Here is a 22,427-nt window from a genome sequence, read left to right on the forward strand (position 1 = left end):
ATTAAGCGGTTGTCTGATGTAGAAAGGCGGAGAATGTCTATAAAAAAACCGGGTCTTTGCCCGGTTTTTATTCTATAAATCAGGTTCTATGCACCGCTGTCATTATGTTCCGCCGGCAGTGGAAAACGCACCACCAGATAAAACCCTTCGGCGTCGTCCGGCCAGTCGATATGGCCATGCAGCAGTTCGGTGAGCAGATTATACGTCTGGTACAGACCCAGACCTTTGCTGCGTGCTGAAGAGCGCTGGGTGGTATAGAACGGCATAAAGATCGCTTCACGCTGCTCGGCGTCGATGCCTTTACCATTATCCTGATAATGCAGCTCCAGATGTTCACCACGTTCGCGTAAATCAACGCTGATCTGCAGTTTGCCTTCGGCTTCCTGCTCCCGGTTGTGCACGCAGGAGTTATCAACCAGCTGATTAAGAATAATGTCGAGGGCTTCCGGGTAGGTTTGCCATTCGGTCAGATAGCTGTGAATGCCGGTACGCAGTTTTACCTGCGGATGTTGCTGGCTGTTGGTATTACGCCATTGTTCGAGCCATGGGCGCAGCTCGATGATTTCGCTGGCGTACTGGTTTTCCAGTACCACAGCGTTTTTCATCAGTTGGTTAAGGCTGTTGAGGCGCTCAATACCATCGTGAATATGCACCAGCCCCTGCTGCAGTTGTTGCTGGGCTTCGTCGGCACTCCAGTCATCGTGGTGCTCGGTTAAGAAGCTTTCGGCCAGACGGATATTGCCCAGTGGCGTATTCATTTCGTGGGCAATGCCCATCACCAGCTGGCGCAGTGCGAGGGTCTTTTCTTTTTGCAGGTGCATCAGCTCCTGCTCCTGCTGATACTGTTCGGTGACGTTCTGGCCGGAGCCAATCCAGGCGGCGCGTTCGCCCGGTGCGCGTTTGCGGATGGTCAGTGACACCATCAGGCGTTCGCCGGTCAGGGGCTGGATAATGGCAACAACAAAAGCCTGTACACGTCCGCTGTCGCGCAGTTTGCGCCACAGGGCCCGGCGCTGTGAGGCTTCGGCGATCAGGCTGTCAAAGCTCGGGTTGTCATTGCTGAAATGATTCTGCTCGCTGTAACCCAGCATGGTGCGCCAGGCCGGGTTGGTTTTGAGGAAAAAACCTTCTTCGTCGAGCTGGAACTTTCCGGTCAGTGAGTTCTGATACAGGTCTTCATAGTCGCGCAGATACTGAATGGCATCCTCCTGGCTTTTCAGCATCGCTTTTCGCGCCGCCAGCTGATCTTTCTGCAGACGCATAATACGCTCACCCAGTGCCAGCGACAGCAGAATGACTTCCATAAAGGAGCCGATCTGATAGGCGTACAGAGTAAAGGTATTGGTCGGAATCAGGCCCAGGCTGCGGGCATTGGCCAGAATCAGTCCGGTTATCAGCATCATCCAGGCAATGGTGAAGAAGCGTGCGGCTGATTCGCCGCCAATCCAGACACGGATGCTGACAATAAGAGCCGATGCGGTTATCAGCATGCTGAGAAGATTGTTAATCGGCACCATTACTTCGTAATGCAGCAGCGGAATCATCAGCAGGGTGACGAGCGTGATTGCTGTGTATACACGGAACAACCGGTAGGCTGCCGGGCTGTGTTGCTTCAGGCGTAAAAAATTGGGCACAAAGAAACACAGAATCAGCTGATTCACAGAGAACGCCAGCAGAAACGCGCTGTTATTAATCATCGGCAGTTCTGGCCAGAAGAACTGGAAGGCTGAACCTTCATAAGTCATATGAAATAACAGGAACGACAGCACAAACGCCGAGTAATAGAAGTAACTGCGCTCGCGGGTAGCGAAGAAAATAAACAGGTTATAAAGGCCCATTACCAGCATGGTGGCGTAGTAGCCGCCACGCAGGATGTTGTTCATCAGCAGTTCGTTATGCAGCGTCTGACTGTCGACCAGACTGGCCGGTAACTGATACGTGCCGTGGGTTTCAACGCGCAGTAACAACAGGTAGTCGTGCCCCTTGTCGGTCGGCAGGTGGATAATGGTGTTCGGGTGCGATACATCGCGGTTGATGTCGAACGGCTGTAAATCACCGGCCTGCTTGTGTACACATTCACTGCTGTTGTTGTAGGGGCGCGGGCACAGGTACATATCGACCTGATCAAGCAGGGAATAGCGGTTCCACAGGTACCAGTCATCCAGGCTGCCGGTGCTGAGCGGAGTGCGCAACCAGAAGGCTGAATCGCTGAAGCCAAAATTCAGACTGTCGGATTTACTGTTCTGCCAGCTGTCCGTCAGCATGGCGGCATCGGGCGTCAGGCTGCGATGCGGATCTTCCAGCCACTGACTGTGGCGGCCGATGCTGAAATCGCCCGGCATATTCAGGTTTAAGACCGGCGGTAACAGCGGCAGGCTAGCGGAAGTTTTGTCGTTTGGCGTGTGCGGTACGGGATCCGACGCCAGAGCACTGCTGTGCTGGGTAAAAGAAAATAACAGCAGCATAAACATCACCGGCAGCGACCGGAGCAGCGGCTGAGGGAATAACGCGCGACTGGCTATAGCCATGGAATAATCCTGAAAATAAAAGATGTTACTGGTTATAGGCGAGTGCCAGTGTGAGCAGGGTCAACCAGCCGACCAGTCCGGCCACAATTGCCGCCCAATTCTGGCCTGAAAGCTCAGTATTCTGCGCAAAAAAATGCAGATGTTTGTCGTGAATCTGATTGATGCTCTGATTTGCCAGCAGGTTGGGCAGCAGGGTCATCAGGTTAAGCAGAATCCCCCAGGGATGATCGGTAGCCAGTAACCACAGTGGCACCAGCGTAAAAATCAGAAACAACAGGTAAATACGTAAAGGCGACCAGCGTGGAGTAGCGTTTTCAACCCGTGCACGCTGATGAATCCGGCGATAAAGATCGTACTGATAGACAACAGCCAGCAGTGTACGCAGCAACGGATTAACCGCTTCACCACGGCGTTGCAGTTGCAGCCAGTTGCGGTATGTCCAGAACAGCGCGTAGAGGCCAAAGGTAGCCAGTGTCAGTTCGATCAGTTTTTCCGTACCGACCTGAAAGAAGGTGGCTTTATGCTGTTGTTCCGGGTGAGGCTGCATGGCGGCGGCGTCCTGAATGGGTGCGTCCTGGGTTGTTACGCCGGCAGTATACCCCGGCTGTTTGCACGGGGAAATGCCGTCAGCGCCTTCATAATGTCAGTACTGATGCGGGCTGGCGGGGGATGTGTCGCGGCGCTGGTCATTGGCGCAGGCTTTCAGTAATCTAGCCGGTCATTTAATCCGCCTTACAGATACATTTTGTATGTTTTTTGAACAGGAACGAGGGCAGTTTTTCCGCCCGTTGACCGGCAAGTACCGTGCTCAGGTGATGGAGAGCCTGCGCGAGCTGTACCAACGCCTGTACAGCTCCAGCAGTGCCGATTACGGTCAGGCTCTGGCCCGCGATACCCTGATTGAAATCTTTCAGGAAGCACTGGTGCGTGCGCCACTGCTGGCGGACGAAGGTCTGTCAGATGAGCAGCAGAATGATGCTGCCAGTGACGACAACAGCGAAGGCCGTTTCCGCACCAGCCGCGATCAGGCCGTTTGGGTGCTGAACCAGCTGCTGGAACATGGCTGGATCGAAAAGCAGGTAGACGAAGCAACACTGCAAAGTACCTTTGCCTTTAGCCGTTATGGCCGGTTGTTTACCGAACCCTTTGTGGCTGAAAGCCGCAGCATGGCGCGCACCCGCCACCGTAATACCCGTAATACCCGTAACTCGCTCGAATCTTTTCTGGAGCGTGGTGATATTTACGACCTGCTGGATGCCTACGAATATTCCGAGCGCATCATCAGCGACTTCACCGATGTGATCGCCGAGCTGGAAGAGCGCAAACGTGATCTGGTACGGGAAATGGAAGATCAGCTGCTGGTACAGCGTGCCAGCGAAGCCTTCTTCGACTTTATGGAAAACCGTTTCCAGCCTGACCTGTCGGTACGTTTATCGGCTGATAACGTGGAAAAACACCGCGATCAGATCAGCCAGCTGATTAATGGTATCCGCAAGCGCGATAAAGCCTTTAAAGCCAATGCCGAACGCCGCCTGCGCGAATTATTACCGGATATTGCTCAGGAAGGGCAGTCGGTGCTCTGGACCATTCTCGACGGCATTGAAATGCGCCTGCGTAATGCCTCCGACATTATGTTGCCGGCCCTGCGCAAAGCGCTGCAAAGCTTTACCAAGCGCGCCGATATTATTATTCGCCAGATGAGTTATCTGGCGTCGCAGCAGCACAACGATGTACTGGCGGTCTGTAAGCGTCTGGCAGCAATGCCGGAAAAACAGCAGAACGCCTTGCTGGATAAAGCCGCCGACCGTATGGCCGTACCACAGATTGCACTGGTTGATCCGGGGCAGGTGCGTCTTGCGGCACCGCGTCAGCGTCGCATGATTGATGCCGCCGTTGATGATGGTCAGGGCGATTTTGATGTGGATGCACGCAAGGATATTTATATCCAGCAAGTGCTGGATCAGGCCTTCCTGGTGAATCAGCAGGCCCTGAAAACCTATATGCAGAAGCATCTGGGCAGTGGCCGTAAAGTGTCTACCCGTGAATTACCGATTGAAAATGCCAAAGATTTTCTTGCGGTTGCTCATGCCATCGGGCTGGGTGCCGCTGATGGTTTATCCAGCGAATTTGAATTCCGCATTGAATACGACGAGCAGGCCGACACTGAGCGTACTGACGGGGCTGAAAACAGCGCCACGTATTTCCTGAAAAAAGACCACTTCACCTTCGAGCTGGTGCAGAAAGAGTCCTGAATATGTTGCAGATCATTGAAAAAGAGTTAGAAAAAGAAGGCCTCAGCCAGCGTGATTTTTCCGAATTACTGGTACGTCTGCTGGATTATGGTGTTGTCTGCCGTGACGAAAGCCAGATTGAGCAGCAGCTGTACGACCGCTACCTGCGACTGGAAGAATTAATCGGCGATTATCTGTCGCTGCTGGGCATCCGTATTCAGCACGACCGCCGTTTTCAGTTTGTGCGTTTATATCCGCCCGGTGCCCAGGTGCCCGGCATGGTGGATGATCCGCAGAACAGCGGTGCCCAGGCATTCCGCAGCCGCTTAAATCAGAACGAAGTGGCGTTGATTCTGGTGCTGCGCGCGCAATATGACAAAGCACTGCGCGAAGGCATGGTGGATGAACAGGGCTGCGTCATGGTATCGCTGGAAGCGCTCAGCATTGCCATGAAAAATCTGCTGAAACGTACCTTGCCGGAAAACCTGACTGAGCGTAAAGCGCTGTTCCGCCGCTTAAAACAATTACGCCTGGTGCAGATTGCCAACGAAGATACCTTAACCGATGGCGATATGTGGCTGCGTGTACGACCAATGATTATGAGCTATGTCTCCGATCAGGTGCTGTCGGAATTAATGGAAGACGAGCAACAGGAAAATGCGGATGCCGCTGAACTGCTGGCTGCTTCTGCTGCAGGTGAAACCGCAGAAAGCGCCAGCGCTGAGGATACTGATGAGTCTTTGCAGGCTGCAGCAGAAGAGGCTGCCGAAAAGACCGAAGGTGTTTTTGAAGGTGCTGCTGAAGAGGTTACTGACGAAGCCGCTGACGATAGCGTGGCAACAGAAGATACCGTGTCGACCGCTGCCGAAGAGCCTGCAGCCATGGCTGAAGAATCAACGGCCACTGCCGCAGAGCAGGCGCCGGAAGAAACAGAAGAGCAGGCAGCCGACAGTAAAAAACAACCTGCCAGTTTGTTTGGGGAATAATTGTCATGTTTTTAAAGAAGTTTATTTACGTTAACTGGGGCAATATTCCGGCAACCGAATTTGAATTCGGCCCGATTAATTTACTGTCTGGCGGTAACGGCTCGGGTAAAACCACCGCAGCCGATGCGATTCAGACCATTATGACCGCCGCCCACGATACGCTGTTTCATTACAACCCGGGTCAGGACGAAGCGACCCAGCGTGGCCGTGGTAAAAACGTCCGTACTCTGGCGTCTTATGTGCTGGGTTGTGACGACGGCAGTTATGCCCGCCCGAACGGTGCCGTAGGTTATCTGGCTGCGGTTTTTCATCCGACCGTTGGTGCCGATGGTGCCGCCGGTGAAAGTGGTGAACCTTTTACCGCCATTATTGGTGTCAGTGCATCCATTGATCGTGCCGGCAGTCAGCCGGTGGCGCGCCAGAATGATCTGCAGTTTTATATCGTTACCGAACAGCTGACGCTGTCGGATTTTCTGCACGACGATAAAGACGGCCAGCGCAATGTGATTGAGCTGAATAAATTGCCTGGTCATCTGAAAGGGCGCATGGATGCCAGCAATATCGAAAAATACGATACCAAAAAACAATATCTGCGCCGTCTGTACGGAGCACTGCGTGGCCGAACCGATGCGGTGAGTGAGCGCGAAGCGATGAATGCCGCGCGTACCTTCTCGCGTTTTATGGCGTATAAACCGGTTAAAAGCATCAACGGTTTTGTTGCCAACGAAATTCTTGAAGCCAAAGATCTGGGTGATGCGATCCGCAGTGTATCCGATCTGATGAAAACCATTTATGCAATGGAATCGGATGCCAATACCCTGGCAGAAACCATCGCCATTCTGAGCAATACCAAAGGTGCCTCACAGCGTTATATCGATCAGTGGATCGACTACAACGTACTGGAATACACCGCCGCCAAGAGCCGCTATATCAATGATCAGCGGGCGTATCTGGCCGCTAAAGAAAAGCAGCAGGGCATCCGTGAGCGTCTGCATAAAGCGGAAAAAGAACGGGAAACCGCACAGGAACGCCGCAAGCAGTTGCGTGAGCAGCTGATCAGCATGGAAGCCCAGCGCCGTGGTATCGATGCGCTGCAGGATAAAGACGCTGCCGAACAAGCCATTGCCGAAGGCAAAAAACAATTACAGCAGCAGGCCATTCCGCTGCTTGAGCAGGACCAGTTATTACAGGCCTCGTTGCGTGCTACCGAACTGGTGTACGGCGCGTTGCAGAAAACCTCCATCGGTCTGGAAATTCCAACCCTGGGGCAAAAGAAAATTATCGATCAGGCCAAACAGGTTCTGGCGATTAAAGATCAGGGCGCGGTCGATTTCCGCAAACTGCTGGGCAAAGACTGGGTTGATCTGTCGCCGCTGGAAGCGCATCTGGATGATGCCCAGCAACAGCAGATGCTGGTTAACCAGTGGCGTGAGCGTTTCCATTCCACCGAACTGGAAAGCAGTGGTATTTCCCTGCGCGATCAGATTGCCAAGCAGGTCGATCGCCGCGAACAGAAGCTGCAGCAGATTCAGGGCCGCATGGCACAGAAGCAGGCGGATATCGACAGTCTGGAATCGCGTCAGCTGAATTATCCGGGTTTTGTTCGTCAGGCACTGGAAGCGATTCGTCGGGAATGTCCGCAGGCTGATCCGCGCGTACTGGCCGACTACGTGGAAATTACCGACCCACAATGGCAGAGTGCCATTGAAGGTTATATCGGTGGTGCCCGTTTCAGCATTATTGTGGAATCGGTATTTGAAGCCGAAGCTGCGCATATTCTGCGTTCTATTCCGGGCGGCAGCCGGGCGCGGGTTATTCAGGGCGAAAAAGCGAAAAAAGACTGTGAGCGCCTGAAATTATCCGATAAATCCATTATTCATTTAATGGAATTTGAGCACGCTACCGCGCGTTATTACCTCGAAGCCAGTTACGGTTCGGTTGAACAGGTGGCCGATGCTCAGGCGCTGCGTATGACCCGTCGTGGTGTAACTAAAGACGGCCTGGGTTCCGGTGCTTATTCGGTTTATCGCTGTGACCTTGACGATACCGAACTGGTGTTTGGTCTGGGCGCCCGTGAGCGCGCTCTGGCGGCGAAAAAAGCAGAATATGAGGCTCTGGTTGAGCAGGCTAACGAAGCGGCTTACCAACTGAAACAGGTTCAGCAATTACTGGATGCGGTTAATTTGCTGCGCCATGTGAGTTTTGCCGATCAGATGCAGCAGATGTTGGATACCCAGTATCAGATGCAGCAGGCCGAACAGGCATTAAGCAATGTGGATCTGTCTGACTTCTCGCAGCTGGAAAGCCAGTTCGATGCACTGAAAGAGAAAGCCGATGATCTGGATGCCCAGATTAAAGAACTCGATGGTGAGCTGGGACGTTTACAGCAACAGCTGAATGACAGCGAAAAACAGTGCAAAAATCTGAGTGACCAGCAGGAACAGACGTCTGAAGTTGCTGACAGCAAAGAAGAAGCCCTGCGTCATATTGTCAGCGTCTGGCCGGAATTCGATACCGAAGCACGGCTGGCGGCAGCAGATACCGAAGCGCAGGAAAGTCCGGCGGATGCGATTGAAAATCATCGTAAAAGTATCAGTCAGGAGCTTAATTCCACGGCTTATGAAATCGAGCGCAATATTGCCGAACATAATCTTCGTTGTCAGACCGCGGATGCTATCGTCTACACCCCGGATTACCGTCAGGAACACAGCGTTGCTTTCTTTAAGACCGTTTGTGGTCTGGAACGCGAAGTTGAGCGCGTTTATAACCGCCTGAAAAATAATATTCTGGTGGAGAAACAGGACAAGCTGGTGCAGCTGCGCGAAAGCTTTAACAACGCCTTTGTGACCAACCTTTGTCACTCCATTTATCAGGCGATTAATGATGGTAAACGCATCCTTGAAGACCTGAATAAAGAACTGGCACATCATCAGTTTGGTGCTGACCGCGAAACCTACTGGTTCGACTGGCAGTGGGTGCCGGAGTACAAAGAATACTGGCAGTTCTTCGAAGAAATTATCAAAAACCCGAGTCTTGGCGACGGTGCAACACTTTTTACCGCTGATCTGTCGAAAAACTCCAAGCGTGTGCGTGATCACCTGATGACCATGCTGCTCGACGATGATGAGCAGAAAGCAATGCGTGAGCTGGAGCGGATTTCCGATTACCGCAATTACCGTGCCTACGAAATTTACAAGCAACCGGCCAATAAAGAGCCAATTGCACTGAGCCAGTACGGTACCGGCTCCGGCGGTCAGCTGGAAACTCCGGCGTATATTATCCGTTCGGCGGCCATTACCTCGGCCTTCCGTTTTAACGAAGGGGATACCCATCTGCGCGTGGTGCTGGTGGATGAGGCCTTCTCGAAAATGGATGAAACCCGCTCGAAGGAGGTGATTAATTACCTCACTGAAAGTCTGGGGCTGCAGCTGCTGTTTATTATGCCAACCAGTAAATCCGGTCCGTTTATGGATCTGATTTCCAACCAGTTTGTATTCTCCAAAGTACCGCTGACCGGCGGTCAGAAAAAAGGTGAACTGCAGACCCGGGTATTGATAGATCGTCAGCAGTGCAATCAGGAAAAAGTCAAAGAGCTGTGGGCAAATCATCGTCGTACCATCCGCCATCAGGCGGCGCTCGATTTTATGGAGGAATTTGCCTGATGTATGACTCTGTGGAAGAAAAGCGCCCTTATGGGCAGGGCGACGCGTCTTTTCAGGCGGCCGGTGGCTTTGATGGTATCAAAGCCCTGGTTGATGATTTTTATGCGGCGATGGATACCCTGCCGGAAGCTGCGCATATTCGCGCGATGCATCCGGCCGATTTATCCACCTCTGCCGATAAACTGACGCGATTTTTGTGTGGCTGGCTGGGCGGCCCGCGTTTATTCAGCGAAAAATACGGCCCGATTGCGATTCCTAAATTTCATCAGGCGTTTCCTATCGGTCCGGCGGAACGCGACGCCTGGTTGCTGTGCATGAAAGTCGCAGCGGCTAAGCAGCCCTTTGCCGATGACTTTAAAACCTACCTGCTGGAGCAGCTCTATGTGCCGGCGGAACGCAGTCGCAGTCGCGATTAAGCTCGTTATCATCTGGCTGCTGAGCGTTTCTGTCGCTCAGGCAGCCGTGTACCGCTGGGTTGATGAACGCGGCCAGGTACACTTTTCTGATAAACCCCATAAACAGGCTGAAGTACTGGAACTGAAAACGCAGGGTAATAATGGTTGGCAGCCATTGGATATCCGCGTCATTCAGGAGGGCAGTCTGGCCTCGGCCGCCCAGCAACTGGATCTGGCGCGTATTCAGCGCGAAGTGAATGAGGTTTACCGCTTTTACGATCAGGTGATTTATTTTGATTTTTACCGCCAGGTGCCGGTGAAAATTCATCTGCTGGCTGATCAGCGTGAATATATGGCCTTTGTGAAGCGTATTTCCGGATACTCGGCCGCCAATTCTCTGGGGGTATATCTGTCAAAAACCCATGAGATTGCGGTGTTTATTCACGATGATGCTCTGGGCGGAATTGAAAGCACGTACAGAACCATCCGCCATGAAGCCAGTCATGCGATTCTGCATTCTCTGGCGCAGATACTACCGGACTGGCTGAATGAAGGTATGGCCGAGCAAATGGAAACACTCAGTTATAGCCCGGAAGGATTTCTGATCGGCAGCCATGACAGTAACCGCCGCAGTTTTCTTGCCCGCCAGAACAATGCAATGGACGTGCTGAAGTTTATTGAAGTGCGTAGTGACGACTGGCGCAATGCCAATCACCGGCGTGGGGTAAATCAGCAGATGGCAGGGCAGCTGGTGTATATGCTGTTGTCGACTACTTATGGCCGCAGCCTGATTACGCGTTTATTACAGGATTATAAACGTGGGGTGAATATGCGCGCGTTTTACTTGCTGGATGAACACTATATTGGTGGTGCTCAGGCGCTGAAAACACACTGGGAAAACTGGCTTAAAACAGAGATGCGGCAACCAGCGATAATTCGTCTGCAATAAGCGTAAAAACGGCCGCTGTTCAGCGGCGGATAATCCCATGATCCAGTGCGTAGCGGATTAACCCGGCAGAATTACCGATGCCCAGCTTCTGTTTGATCTTCAGCCGGTGTGCTTCCACAGTACGGACAGAAATATCCAGTTCGCGGGCGATTTCTTTATTACCCAGGCCTTCGGCCAGGCGGGCCAGGACATCTTCTTCGCGTGGGCTTAATACATCTTCGCTGGCGGGCGGGCGGGGGCGGCCAAATTCACTGAACAGGGTTTTGGCAACGCTGGAACTGAAGTAAGTGCCACCCTGATGTACGGTCTGAACGGCAAGGATCAGCTCTTCCGGAGCTACATCTTTTAATACGTAGCCAGCGGCTCCGGCCTGGATAACTTTCATAATATATTCGCGATCATCATGCATGGTAATGATCAGCAGGCGAATATCCGGCAGTTGTTCCTGAAAGGCGATACAGGCTTCAAGACCGTTCATGACCGGCATGGATATATCCAGCAAGACAACATCCGGATGGTGCTCTGCTGCGGCAGCCAGGGCTTCTTCACCATTACTGACATCGGCGACCACGCTCAGTCCTTCGCTTTCGAGGCTGACTTTAAGCCCTTCACGCACCATCGGATGGTCGTCGGCAATAATCAGGCGAATTGGTTTGCTGCTCATAATGAATCGGCCTCTCTTAAGGCTGTGTCCGGATTAAGGAAAAATTCCGCATGAATGAGTGTACCCTGTGTGCGCCGGCTGCGGACACTAAACTTTCCGCCTACAAGTTCGACCCGTTCACGCATGTTCATCAGGCCGATACCACTCTGATCTTCTTCGAGAGAAAACCCGCAGCCGTTATCTTCCATTTCAATCAGAATACTCTGCAGATTATGGCTGATATTCAGGCTGACCTGAGTCGCTTCGGCATGCTTTTGCACATTGGTAATGGCTTCCTGTACCAGACGATACAGTGTCATCTCAATGGCATCGGGCAGGCGGGTTTCCGGTAAACGGATACGCCGTTTTACCCGTATTTTTCCCGACTCGCTGATATTATCGAGCAGACTGTGCAATGCCGCCTCAAGGCCCAGATCATCAAGCATCACCGGGCGCAGATTGTGTGATACCCGGCGCACTTCCTGAATCGACATATTGAGCATGTCGGTGGCTTTATGCAGATGTTCACGGGCATCTTCGTGGGGCCATTTTTTATCCGCCAGATTTAACCGCAATTTGGCGGATACCAGCATCTGATTAATGCCATCATGCAGTTCACGGGCAAAGGTCCGGCGCTGCATAACCTGAAAGGCTACTGAACGATGCGCTAAATCCTGCAGGCGCTGATCGGCCAGCTGGGTGGCATGAATATTAATAATAATAACGATGATGACGACCAGTGCGAGGGTAACGGCCAGCAATACGGACGCTGCGAGAAAGGTGCGGCGTACATTGGTATTCACTTTATTCTGCAGTGAGCGGGTTTCAGCGGCGATATCATCAACGTACAGGCCGGTGCCCATCATCCAGTTAAGATAAGGAATATTGACGACGTAACTGAGCTTGTTTTCCTGCCCCGATAACGAGGGCTTATTCCAGATATAGCGATAAAACCCACCACCTTTACCCGCCAGCGCCAGCAGATCGCGGATAACATACTGGCCGTTATCGTCCTGAAAATCGATCATGGGTTGGCCGACCAGATCCGGCTGTGCCGGGTGAACAAGGTTGGTACCGTTCTGGTCGTAAACAAAAAAGTAGCCATCGTTACCGTAGGTGAGCCCCTGCAGGATGCGTTTAATTTCGTATTCTGCCCGTGACTGGTCGAGGCCATATTCCAGTTCTTCCAGAACCGGATTAATCGATGTCATGGCCAGGCTGACATAATCGACCAGCGCTTTGCGTTTACTGGCCAGTACGTTTTCTTCAAAAATAGCGACCTGTTGCTGTGCCAGTTGCTGTGCCTGGCGCTGGGTTATCCAGGTAATGGTCAGGGTGAGTGCGACCAGTGGTAATACGGTAAGCAGCAGGATCTTGGCTTTTAACGTCAGATTCATACCCGGTGGCCGTGGCGGAATTAAAAGATTGTTCATCTTAGAACCTGTCGGCAAGGATAGATAGTCGCCGTTCGGAGCCTGATTCTGTCGTTTGCTGTCGGGTATTCATAAGTACTTTATTGTCATTATTATTGTCAGCAAAGAGAGCAGCGGTAATGGATAAATAACATATTCTGTAGCCGGATGCCTGATGCTTTCCGGCCACAGAACAGGACTCCTGTCAGTCAAGCAGGCCATACCATTCAGGGAACAGCAGAATGGTAATCACCACGCCGACCTGCATTAAAATAAAAGGTACAACGCCGCGATAAATATCCATGGTGCGGACACCGGCGGGTGCGACCCCTTTTAAATAGAACAGACTGAAACCAAAAGGTGGTGTCAGGAAAGACGTCTGCAGGTTCATGGCAATCAGAATGGCGAACCAGACCGGAGCAATGCCCAGTGCGTTAGCAACCGGTGCCAGAATCGGTACGATGATAAAACTGATTTCCACGAAGTCGATAAAGAAGCCCAGAATCATAATGGCTACCATCGACAGAATCAGGAAGCCCATCGCACCACCTGGCATATCAGACAGCAGTTCCTCAACAATATAATCGCCACCGGTGTAACTGAACGCCATGGAGAACGCCGTTGCACCAAGCAGAATGGCGAAAACCATCGCAGAGATTTTTACCGTTTCCTGTGAGGCCTCGTACACCATTTTCCAGTTAAACTGGCCGTAAATAGCCGCCAGAAGCAGGGCGCCAACACCACCCAGTGCCGACGATTCTGTCGGGGTGGCAATACCGGCAAAAATGGAACCGAGAACAACAAGAATCAGCGCCAGCGGAGGAATAATCGCCTTTAAGGCGCGGATATATTGCTCATGACGATGGGTTAAATCATCGTCCATCGGCAGGGCTGGTGCAGCTTCTGGTTTAATCCAGGTGTAGATCAGGATATACACCACGTAGCAGCCAATCAGCACCAGACCGGGCGCTAATGCTGCCTGGAATAAGTCGCCAACGGGAATACCTAATACATCACCGAGAATAATCAGAATAATGGATGGTGGAATAATCTGCCCCAGGGTTCCGGAGGCACAGATAGTTCCGCAGGCCAGAGACTTGTCATAATTATACTTCAGCATAACCGGCAGGGAGATTAATCCCATCGCAACAACCGAGGCGCCAACAACGCCGGTAGAGGCGGCTAATAAAGCTCCCACAAGAACCGTGGAAATAGCCAGACCACCACGCACACCACCAAAGAGTTTACCCATGGCTTCCAGCAGTTGTTCTGCCAGTCTGGTACGTTGCAGCACAATACCCATAAAGATAAACAGTGGTACTGCCATCAGGGTGACGTTTTCCATAATGCTTTGTACGCGGAAAGGCATAAAAGCGAAAATGTCCGGACCTTCAGCAAATACGCCAAAAATAAGGGCGACACCGCCAAAAGTAAACGCCACCGGGAAGCCGAAAATCAGCATCAGCAGGGCGACGAAAAACATAATAATACCGATCATAAAAGCCCCCGGTCGATTTTGGTTTCATGCTCATCTTTCAGGGCAATTACGCTGTTCAGAATCATTGCAATACCGGATATGGCCGTCGCAAAAAATGCAAATGGAATAACGGCTTTAATAATCCAGCGATTGCTCAGGCCGCCGGGATCGCCGGAGGTTTCGCCCAGGCTCCAGGCTTCATGCGCAAAATCGATACCGTACCAGCCGACCAGCAGGCAAAACGGGATCAGTAACAGCAGGCCGCCGGCAATATCAATAATGGCTTTGCGGCGGATGGATAAATTTTCATACACCAGATCCACGCGCACATGGCCACCGGCCCGCAGCGTGTAAGGAACACCCAGCATGAACATGGCAGCAAACAGATGCCATTCCATTTCCTGCATCGCGATGGAAACTTCATTCAGGGCGTAACGCATGACAACGTCAATAAACACGTTCATCAGCATCAGAATAAAAAGCACAGCGGCGACTGTGCCGAGAAAATCGGAAAAGCGATTAATGGCCCGTTCTGCCTTAATCAGCATAATGCACTCCCGTTTGCCCCCGCCGGACTGGGTAAGCCCGGCGGGGCGTCTGTCGTTGTTATTGGGTCCTGATCAGTCGGCGCTGTTCAGGTAAGCTTTGTCAGAAATATCGGTCCAGCGGCGGGCTTTCTTCAGATAAGTTGCCTGCGAATCGAGAATTTCTTTGGCCAGTGGATCTTTTGCCGCACTTTCTGCCAGCAATTCGTTGTTGGCTTTATGCAGAGCTTTCATTACGTCAGCCGGGAAAGTACGGATCTGAACTTTAGGATAGTCTTTATCCAGCACGGCCATGTTTTCAGCGGATTCGTGGTAAGACTGAATGTACATATCGTAGGCTGCGGTACGCATCGCGACGCGCAGGACTTCCTGCAGATCCGCAGGCAGACGGTCCCATGAACGCTTGTTGATCATGAACTGCAGTTCGGTTGCAGGCTCATGCCAGCCGGTGTAGTAGTAAGGGGCGATCTTGTGGAAACCCATGCGCAGATCCAGAGACGGACCAACCCATTCCAGTGCATCGATGGTGCGGCGCTCAAGGGCAGTGTACAGCTCACCTGGCGGGATATTGGTCGGGCTGGCGCCCAGTTTGGCCAGAACCTCACCGGCAAAGCCCGGAATACGCATTTTCAGGCCTTTCAGGTCTTCCAGGCTGTTGATTTCTTTCTGGAACCAACCACCCATCTGGTTACCGGTGTTACCGCCCGGGAAGCTCAGGATATTGAACTCACCGTACACTTTTTCCATCAGCTCCATGCCGCCGCCGTAGTAGAACCAGGCGTATTGCTCAGGGGCGGTCATACCGAATGGCATGGTGGTGAAATACAGCGTATTCGGTACTTTGCCTTTCCAGTAATAAGACGCTGAGTGGCCCATATCGTACTGACCGGCACGTACCATATCGAACACGCCAAAGGCTGACTTGTGCTTGTTGGCGGAGTCGATGGTGATCTGCAGACGGCCATTCGACATTTTCTCAGCCATCGCAGCCATATTACGCGGTGCGTCACCAAAAACCGGGAAGTTCGTCGGCCAGCTTTCGGCCAGTTTCAGACGGTATACTTTCTCGTCTGCCTGAGCAGTACCGAACATAGCCAGACTGCAGGCAGCGGCTACCAGTACCTGTTTAAAGCGGGATAGGCGGATCATGGTTATTATCCTTTTTAGTGTTTCAGATTGATTGTGCGTACCCGAGAAGAGGCACAGCACACCCTGACTTTTCGAGTGTGCAAGTCATGGCTGTTGATGACTATCCGCAGGACTGCGGTTTTGTAAGTAGTTCTGGCAACAACACGTAAGTAGTTTTACCAGTATGCTGTGAGGTGTCAGACCGGAGGCCGAAAAGGAAAAAGGCCCGCAGCCCTTGTCACTGCTGATATCAGGCTTGAAAAACAGGGTGAAAATATTGGTATGACCAATATTCCAGCGAGCGCTAGACTTTGGTCGTGTAAGGCCCTGATGAAGCCTGTTCAGGTCTGCATCATCTTCTGATTTCACGTTTTTCCGGGTTTTATGTACATTGCACAGCCACGATCAATATGCGCGGCGGATAGCGATGACAATGCCAGTACGGCCTGACAGGCCGGCAAAGAAAACAGAGCCATTGGCTGTGCGCTTATGGCATGTATTCCGCCAGTTCCTGTGGCTGGGTTGCATCAGTTTTGGCGGGCCAGCGGCTCATCTGGGGTATTTTCAGCGTGTCTTTGTCCAGCGCCTGCAGTGGCTGAGTGCAGAGCATTACGCGCAGCTGGTGGCGCTGGCGCAGTTTCTGCCCGGGCCGGCTTCCAGTCAGGTCGGCTTTGCAATTGGCGTGCAACGGGCCGGAGTGGCAGGTGGTATCAGCGCGTTTATTGCCTTTACCTTGCCGTCTTTCTTACTGATGCTGGCGCTGGCCGGCGGTCTTCATACCCTGCTGACTTATCACTGGTTTCCGGCGTTGATTCACGGCCTGAAATTGCTGGCCGTGATGATTGTGGCCGATGCCACACTGAGCATGGCGAAGACCTTCTGCAGCAGCGCCTTTAGCCGGGTGTTGATGTTGCTTACTGCCGTTGCGCTCTGGCTGACGCCGCTGCCGGTTTGGCTGTTGCTGATTCTGGCAGCGTTCGGCGGCTGGATATACGCGCGCTGGCAGGGCACCAGACTGGCAGATTCTGCCGGGCAGGCAGAGCAACAGGCGCAGCCGTTTCAGTCGTATCCGGCCAAACGTCTGGCACTGATTATCGGACTGATGCTATGGGCCGGTCTGTATTTACTCAGTCATCTGTCCGGCCTGAACGGTACTGCAGATACTATGGGCATTTTCGCCGCCTTTTATCAGACCGGCAGTCTGGTGTTTGGTGGCGGCCATGTGGTGTTGCCCCTGGTACAGCAGCAGTTTGCCGGGCAGCTGACTGCCGAAACCCTGCTTACCGGTTATGGCGCTGCGCAGCTGGTGCCGGGCCCGATGTTTACCTTCGCCACGTTTTTAGGTGCTGAATTATTGCCAGAGGCTCGGGTGAGCGGCGCTTTACTGGCAACGCTGGGGGTATTTTTACCGGGTTTTATTCTGTTAACGGCGGTGCAGCCGTTATGGTCGCAGTGGCTGGTTAAACCCGGTTTAAAGCACGCCTTAATGGGCGTTAATGCTGCGGTTGTCGGACTGTTACTGGCGACATTGGTCACACCGGTCGCCAGCTCAAGCCTGCTGAATGGCGCCGATATTGTTTTTGCTGCGGTAGGTTTTATTGCCCTGCGGCGGAAAGCACTCAATGTGATCGGATTAATTCCGCTGGCACTGGGTTTTGGTTTGCTGGCGCCCTGACGTCAGCCCTCCAGCCAGTCCGATTCACAGTACACCAGATGCGGCAGGGGCTCCGGCGGCAGCAACTGATAGTCCCCTTGCTGATACAGACGTAAGCGCTGCGTATCGTCTTCCTGCCAGAGCTGCGGCCAGCGTTTACGGAACTCTTCCAGCACCTGTTGCGCCTGCTCAGGCCGCTGCTGCTCGTAGTGAACCCGGGCCAGATATCTGGCCTGCAGCCGGGTATCGGGAGAGCGGGCGGCCAGCAGTGCTTTGTCATACTGTTGCTGCTGCAGATAAATCCACAGAATTGAATAGTTGCTGTAGCCGATGCTGGTGGGCATTTGCAGGGTCTGATAATGCGTCTGAGCCTGCTGCAGCTCATCCAGCGCCTGAGCGAAATAGCGGCTGCGCTGTTTTTCCGGCGCGCTGCGCGCCAGATCAGCCAGTGCCCAGCCGCGGAAGAAGCGCGCATGGGCGAGATAGAGTTTGGACGGCGCTGTATCGATAAAACTCTGAAATTGCTGCAGTGCCTTGTGCAGGTATTCGCTGTTCTGGCCATGACGGCCAAGGCTGCTCTGGTCGAGTCCCTGATCCAGACTGGCAAAGCCCAGATAAAGTTCGCTCAGGCTGATCAGCGGAGTGGCTCCCAGCTGGCGGGCGATCCCGGCGGCTTCGCGGAAATAATCCTGTGCCAGATCCCCCCGGTGTAACTGCAGCTGAAAAAAGCCGCCATAAATCAGCGCCTGAGCCAGATCATAGGGTTGCTTCAACGTGCGATAGGCAGCAATGGCTGCTGCCAGTGCAGTGCTGCGCTCATGCAGCGGGAAACGGTAATTCTGCGCAATCGCCAGTTCGGTGGCGGCGATCTGTGGCTGATTATTCAGCTGGCGATAAAAATTAAGCGCTTTCTCCAGCCGCAGGCGATTGCTGTCCAGATCGTTCAGAGGCGACTTTTCCAGACCGCTGTTGCTGGGGTTACCGAGATAAAACAGCTGGTCTGCGCGCAGTTGTATATCGGCGGACTGTTCTGTCCGCAGGCTGGCCTGTTGCAGTAAGCGCTGATGCTCCTGCCAGTCCATTGCATCCCAGGCTTGTTGTGCCTTGAGCTGCAGGCTCTGAGTGATCAGCTCCGGATCGGAGGTTTGTTGCGCCAGATTCAGTGCCTGATCGGCGAGCAGGCTGCTGTTGTTATCGCCGCGCCATAAGGCCAGCTGTGCACGACTGTGCAGAGCAAAGGTTTTCAGGCTGAGGTCATTGTCCAGTTCGCTGGCGGGAATGGCGGCCAGTTGCTGTTCGGCCTGTTGCCATTCACCAAGATTGAGCAGGGCGCGTATCAGCCAGGCTCTGGCCCAGTGGCTGTCCGGCTCAATGGTCAGGGATGCCTGGAAATAAGGCCGTGCACGAACGGCACCTTGCTGACGCAGGGCCTGCATCCCCTGCGCCAGTGCCTGGGCAGCAATCGGGTCGGTTGCGGCTGCCGGGTGTTTTTCAGCGTGCTGCGGACGCAGTAAGGCCAGCAGTTGCTGACTGATGGCCAGCGACTCGGCCGGCAGCGATGGGTAGCTGATAGCCCCTTGCTGGATACGGCCATCACGATAAATCAGCTGAAAATCCAGCACCTGTTGCTGGTTATGCAAACGCACGCTGGCAAACAGCGCAGCGTCCTGCTGCTGGTCATTGAGCAGGGTGCGGATATGCACCGGCAGGGTCGGCCAGGGCAGACCTGAACCGAGCAGTAATGACTGCGCCTGAGCCGGGGGGGTAACGCTCAGTTTTTGTTGGCGTTTCAGGTCAATGGCAATCATGTCCGCCAGCCCCAGCTCAAGCCAGGTCATCTGGCTTTCACCGGTGGCATTAATAAAAGGCAGAACCAGCAGGGATGACGTACTGCCGGAAGGGGAGATCTGAGTGCTGGCCGGACGCCAGAGCATCAGTGCGCTCACTAACAGGGCCAGTGCGCCGCCCAGCACCAATGTGCGTAACAGAGCCGGATGCCATTTCTGGCGTGCCATTGACTGGCCGGGCGATGGTTCACTGTCGCTGCTTGTCCCGGCGGCTGTCAGGCGGCCAATAAACTGATAACCACGCTGATTGAAGGTGCGGATATAACGCGGTGATTGGGCGTTGTCGCCCAGTGCCAGCCGCAGTTCGCGAATGCTCTGGGTGAGGGCGTTCTCGCGGTAGTCGCCGTGGGTCCACAGTTCGGCCAGCAGTTCCTCTTTACTGACTACCCGGTCGGCATGTTGCAACAGATAGTGCAGCAGGTTGGCAACCTTGTGGCGCAGCACGGTGTGTTCGCCCTGATCGCTGTGAAGACTGCCGCGCTCGGGGTCAAAGGTAAATGCGTCAAATCGGTACTGCCTGGTCATCCGTTGGGCCGTTTGCTGCCTGAGGTAAGGCGCCCATTCTAGGTAGTGCCGGCTTCCCCGGCAACCGTGCTGTTCTTTGGTGATTTCTATAAGCTATTGAAATATAAAGGAAAATATAAATTTTATAAGGATTTTAAGAGGATTTTAGCCCGTTTACATAACCTCAGCGGCGCTTCCTGCTATCAATGTCGTCATTACCAACGACGGAGTCCGTTATGGACAGTTTTATTCAAACCGCCTTGTTTGATGGGCAATGGTCAGTCTGGGTGCCGCTGGCTGTATTTGCGACCGGCTTGCTGACCAGTCTTACCCCCTGCGTGTATCCCATGCTGCCGATTACGGTGGCGGTGGTCGGCAGTCACAGTGCTGACCGCCGTCAGGCCTTTGTCTTGTCGCTTTTCTATGTTCTGGGGCTGTCGCTGACTTACGCCATTCTGGGCGTTTTTGCGGCCAGCAGTGGCCAGCTGTTTGGCTCGGTCGCCAGCCATCCTGTCACGCTGTTGCTGGTGGCGTTTATGTGTCTGCTGTTCAGTGCCTGGATGCTGGGCTGGCTGAGAATGCCGGCCTTGCAGCTGCCAGACGTGCCTGCCGCCGGGCGAATGCCTCCCTTTGTGCGCGTCATGCTCAGTGGTGCGCTGTCGGGCCTGGTGCTGGCTCCCTGTACATCGCCGGTATTCGGCATGCTGCTGATGTATGTGGCGGGACAGGGCAGCGTGCCCTGGGCGCTGTTACTGATGTTTGTGTTTGCCCTCGGCATGAGTGCGTTGCTGCTGGCTGCTGGCACCTTCAGCGGCATGCTGGCACGACTGCCGAAATCCGGGCGCTGGTTGCTGCTCAGCCAGCGTCTGCTGGCCGGCCTGATGTTACTGGCTGCTGTGTGGTTCAGCTGGCAGGCGCTGCAACCGTTCTGAAGTTTCTGTTTTTAATCAATAAGGAGAACGCAATGCGTAAACCACGTAAACCTGTGCTCAGACCGGCGGCTTTGCTGCTGGGCCTGACGCTGATTCTGGCTCCCTCTCTGACGCAGGCGAAACCACCACTGGCGGTTGGCGATCCGGCGCCGGATTTCAGTGTGCAGACACTGGATGGCAAAACGCTGCAATTGAGCGAGCTGATCGGCAAGAAGCCGGTGTATCTGAAATTCTGGGCAACCTGGTGCAGCTACTGCAAAGCAGAAATGCCGTACCTGCAGTCCGTTTATGAGCAGCCGGGAGAGCCTGTGCAGGTACTGAGTGTGAATGTCGGTATCAACGATTCGGTAGCCAATATTCAGCAGCTGTTTAAAGCCGGAGGCTACAGCATGCCGACCACCTTTGATCAGAACGGAGCGCTGACCGCCGCTTATGGGGTGGTGGGTACGCCAACGCATATTCTAATCGACCGGGATGGGCGCGTGGCTTACCGCACGTTTTTACTGACCGATCAGCTGGAAAATATAGTGGCTGATTGGAGCCAGCAGGAGGACAAACAATGAAAGCAGGACTGATGTCTTTATTATTACTGGCACCGGTGGCGGTGCAGGCTGAATTCACCGATTTTCGGGGTGAACCGGTGGTCATTGAAAACGAAAAAATCCGCCATCTGGTGTTTACCGATATCTGGGCTGTTTATGATGGCCGGGGCGATGAACAATTGCTGGAACGACTGCCTGCCAGTTTCCGTCAGCAAAGCCAGCAAATCTGGATTCAGCCGCAGTTAAATGTCACCACCGCACAGTTGCAGGAGTTTACGGGCTACTATCCGCAGTTACAGCCGCTGGTGCTGGATAAGGAATTCCGCCTGATGCGCAGCGAGGGCGTATGGGAATCGCCTTATCATGTGCTTTATCAGGGCGAGCAGCGCGTGTTTTCCGGCAGTACGGATGAACTGCGACGTTATCTGGGTCTGACGGTAACAGAAAAAATGGAAGCTGTTGCGGCTGACAAGGCTTCTGATAACGAGGCTGACAATGCGGTTGTTAGCGCCGGCCCTCCGCAGAGAAAAAAACAACAGCCGGTACAGCAGAAAAAGCCGCAGGCCGGTGCTGATATGGGCGATATCATGTTGCTCAATACCGGGGGCAGAGAGCAGAGTCTTAAAATTCTGACAGCAGAAAAACCGCTAAGCCTGGTATTTCTCGATACTCTGTGTCCGATGCCACATTTTCCCGGCTGCGAAGATAAAATCGCGCAGCTGAATCAGCTGGTAGCAAGCACACCGGAGCGCCAGTGGTTAGGTGTTGTTAATTCTTACTATGTTAATGCTGAGGCGGTAGAACCTTTCCGTCAGCGTTTTAACCTGACGCTGCCGTTAATGTTTGACCACGAGCATAAAGTCTTTGATGCCTTTGACGTACATGCAACACCTTATCAGATTGATATCGGCATTGATGGTGTTCTGAAAAGCAGAGGGGATCAGATTCATTAAAATAAAAAGCCCGCAATCGCGGGCTTTTTTATACGTCAG

Annotated in this window: 17 protein-coding genes; 9 read left to right on the forward strand and 8 right to left on the reverse strand. The window is 53.3% G+C overall.

Annotated features, from left to right (window positions below; translation table 11 throughout):
- Positions 1–86: 86 nt before the first annotated feature.
- Positions 87–2,528: a sensor histidine kinase gene (locus MT343_RS08185; RefSeq protein WP_145468988.1), complete on the reverse strand. Its 2,442-nt coding sequence runs from the start codon at positions 2,526–2,528 to the stop codon at positions 87–89.
- Between the two features lie 25 nt (positions 2,529–2,553).
- Complete coding sequence (locus MT343_RS08190) at positions 2,554–3,075, reverse strand: hypothetical protein (protein ID WP_145468987.1); 522 nt, start codon at positions 3,073–3,075, stop codon at positions 2,554–2,556.
- A gap of 202 nt (positions 3,076–3,277) precedes the next feature.
- On the opposite strand from MT343_RS08190, the gene MT343_RS08195 reads away from it, so the two are divergent.
- Genes MT343_RS08195 through MT343_RS08215 form a run of 5 tightly spaced genes read left to right on the forward strand, consistent with a single transcriptional unit; the run spans position 3,278 to position 10,751 of the window.
- Positions 3,278–4,780 carry a Wadjet anti-phage system protein JetA family protein gene (locus MT343_RS08195; RefSeq protein WP_145468986.1) on the forward strand — a complete coding sequence of 501 codons (1,503 nt, stop codon included), beginning with the start codon at positions 3,278–3,280 and terminating at the stop codon, positions 4,778–4,780.
- A gap of 2 nt (positions 4,781–4,782) precedes the next feature.
- Positions 4,783–5,745 carry a DUF4194 domain-containing protein gene (locus MT343_RS08200; protein WP_145468985.1) on the forward strand — a complete coding sequence of 321 codons (963 nt, stop codon included), beginning with the start codon at positions 4,783–4,785 and terminating at the stop codon, positions 5,743–5,745.
- Between the two features lie 5 nt (positions 5,746–5,750).
- A complete protein-coding gene (locus MT343_RS08205; RefSeq protein WP_145468984.1) occupies positions 5,751–9,407 on the forward strand; it encodes an ATP-binding protein in 3,657 nt (1,218 codons plus the stop codon).
- Positions 9,407–9,823 (forward strand): group II truncated hemoglobin, encoded by a 417-nt coding sequence (locus MT343_RS08210; protein WP_145468983.1) that lies wholly within the window; start codon positions 9,407–9,409, stop codon positions 9,821–9,823. The genes MT343_RS08205 and MT343_RS08210 overlap by 1 nt, the downstream gene beginning before the upstream one ends.
- Complete coding sequence (locus tag MT343_RS08215; protein WP_186435897.1) at positions 9,789–10,751, forward strand: DUF4124 domain-containing protein; 963 nt, start codon at positions 9,789–9,791, stop codon at positions 10,749–10,751. Before MT343_RS08210 ends, MT343_RS08215 begins: the two co-directional genes overlap by 35 nt.
- 19 nt (positions 10,752–10,770) lie before the next feature.
- On the opposite strand, the gene MT343_RS08220 is transcribed toward MT343_RS08215, so the two are convergent.
- The 5 genes from MT343_RS08220 to MT343_RS08240 form a co-directional block, all read right to left on the reverse strand.
- On the reverse strand, positions 10,771–11,415 hold the full coding sequence (locus MT343_RS08220; RefSeq protein WP_145468981.1) for a response regulator: 645 nt from the start codon (positions 11,413–11,415) through the stop codon (positions 10,771–10,773).
- Entirely contained in the window at positions 11,412–12,827 is a 1,416-nt protein-coding gene (locus MT343_RS08225; protein WP_225691913.1) for a cache domain-containing protein, read from the reverse strand. Before MT343_RS08225 ends, MT343_RS08220 begins: the two co-directional genes overlap by 4 nt.
- A 184-nt stretch (positions 12,828–13,011) precedes the next feature.
- Positions 13,012–14,304, reverse strand: coding sequence for a TRAP transporter large permease (locus tag MT343_RS08230; protein WP_145468980.1), 1,293 nt, complete (start codon positions 14,302–14,304; stop codon positions 13,012–13,014).
- Positions 14,301–14,831 (reverse strand): TRAP transporter small permease subunit, encoded by a 531-nt coding sequence (locus MT343_RS08235; protein ID WP_145468979.1) that lies wholly within the window; start codon positions 14,829–14,831, stop codon positions 14,301–14,303. The genes MT343_RS08230 and MT343_RS08235 overlap by 4 nt, the downstream gene beginning before the upstream one ends.
- A gap of 72 nt (positions 14,832–14,903) precedes the next feature.
- Positions 14,904–15,977: a TRAP transporter substrate-binding protein gene (locus MT343_RS08240; protein WP_145468978.1), complete on the reverse strand. Its 1,074-nt coding sequence runs from the start codon at positions 15,975–15,977 to the stop codon at positions 14,904–14,906.
- 460 nt (positions 15,978–16,437) lie between these two features.
- On the opposite strand from MT343_RS08240, the gene chrA reads away from it, so the two are divergent.
- Complete coding sequence (gene chrA, locus MT343_RS08245; protein WP_243989487.1) at positions 16,438–17,631, forward strand: chromate efflux transporter; 1,194 nt, start codon at positions 16,438–16,440, stop codon at positions 17,629–17,631.
- A 2-nt stretch (positions 17,632–17,633) separates the two neighbouring features.
- Here chrA and MT343_RS08250 read toward each other — a convergent pair whose 3' ends face one another.
- On the reverse strand, positions 17,634–19,982 hold the full coding sequence (locus MT343_RS08250; RefSeq protein ID WP_145468977.1) for a winged helix-turn-helix domain-containing protein: 2,349 nt from the start codon (positions 19,980–19,982) through the stop codon (positions 17,634–17,636).
- A 215-nt stretch (positions 19,983–20,197) separates the two neighbouring features.
- Here MT343_RS08250 and MT343_RS08255 point away from each other — a divergent pair, with 215 nt between their 5' ends.
- The 3 genes from MT343_RS08255 to MT343_RS08265 are packed head-to-tail and all read left to right on the forward strand — an operon-like array spanning position 20,198 to position 22,388.
- Positions 20,198–20,893 carry a cytochrome c biogenesis protein CcdA gene (locus MT343_RS08255; RefSeq protein WP_145468976.1) on the forward strand — a complete coding sequence of 232 codons (696 nt, stop codon included), beginning with the start codon at positions 20,198–20,200 and terminating at the stop codon, positions 20,891–20,893.
- 32 nt (positions 20,894–20,925) lie between these two features.
- A complete protein-coding gene (locus MT343_RS08260) occupies positions 20,926–21,456 on the forward strand; it encodes a TlpA family protein disulfide reductase (protein ID WP_145468975.1) in 531 nt (176 codons plus the stop codon).
- Positions 21,453–22,388, forward strand: coding sequence for a redoxin domain-containing protein (locus tag MT343_RS08265; protein WP_145468974.1), 936 nt, complete (start codon positions 21,453–21,455; stop codon positions 22,386–22,388). Before MT343_RS08260 ends, MT343_RS08265 begins: the two co-directional genes overlap by 4 nt.
- Positions 22,389–22,427: the final 39 nt, after the last annotated feature.

This window comes from Venatorbacter sp. C2-1, assembly GCF_022832715.1.
GTDB classification, from domain to species: Bacteria; Pseudomonadota; Gammaproteobacteria; order Pseudomonadales; family Oceanobacteraceae; genus Venatoribacter; species Venatoribacter alkanivorans.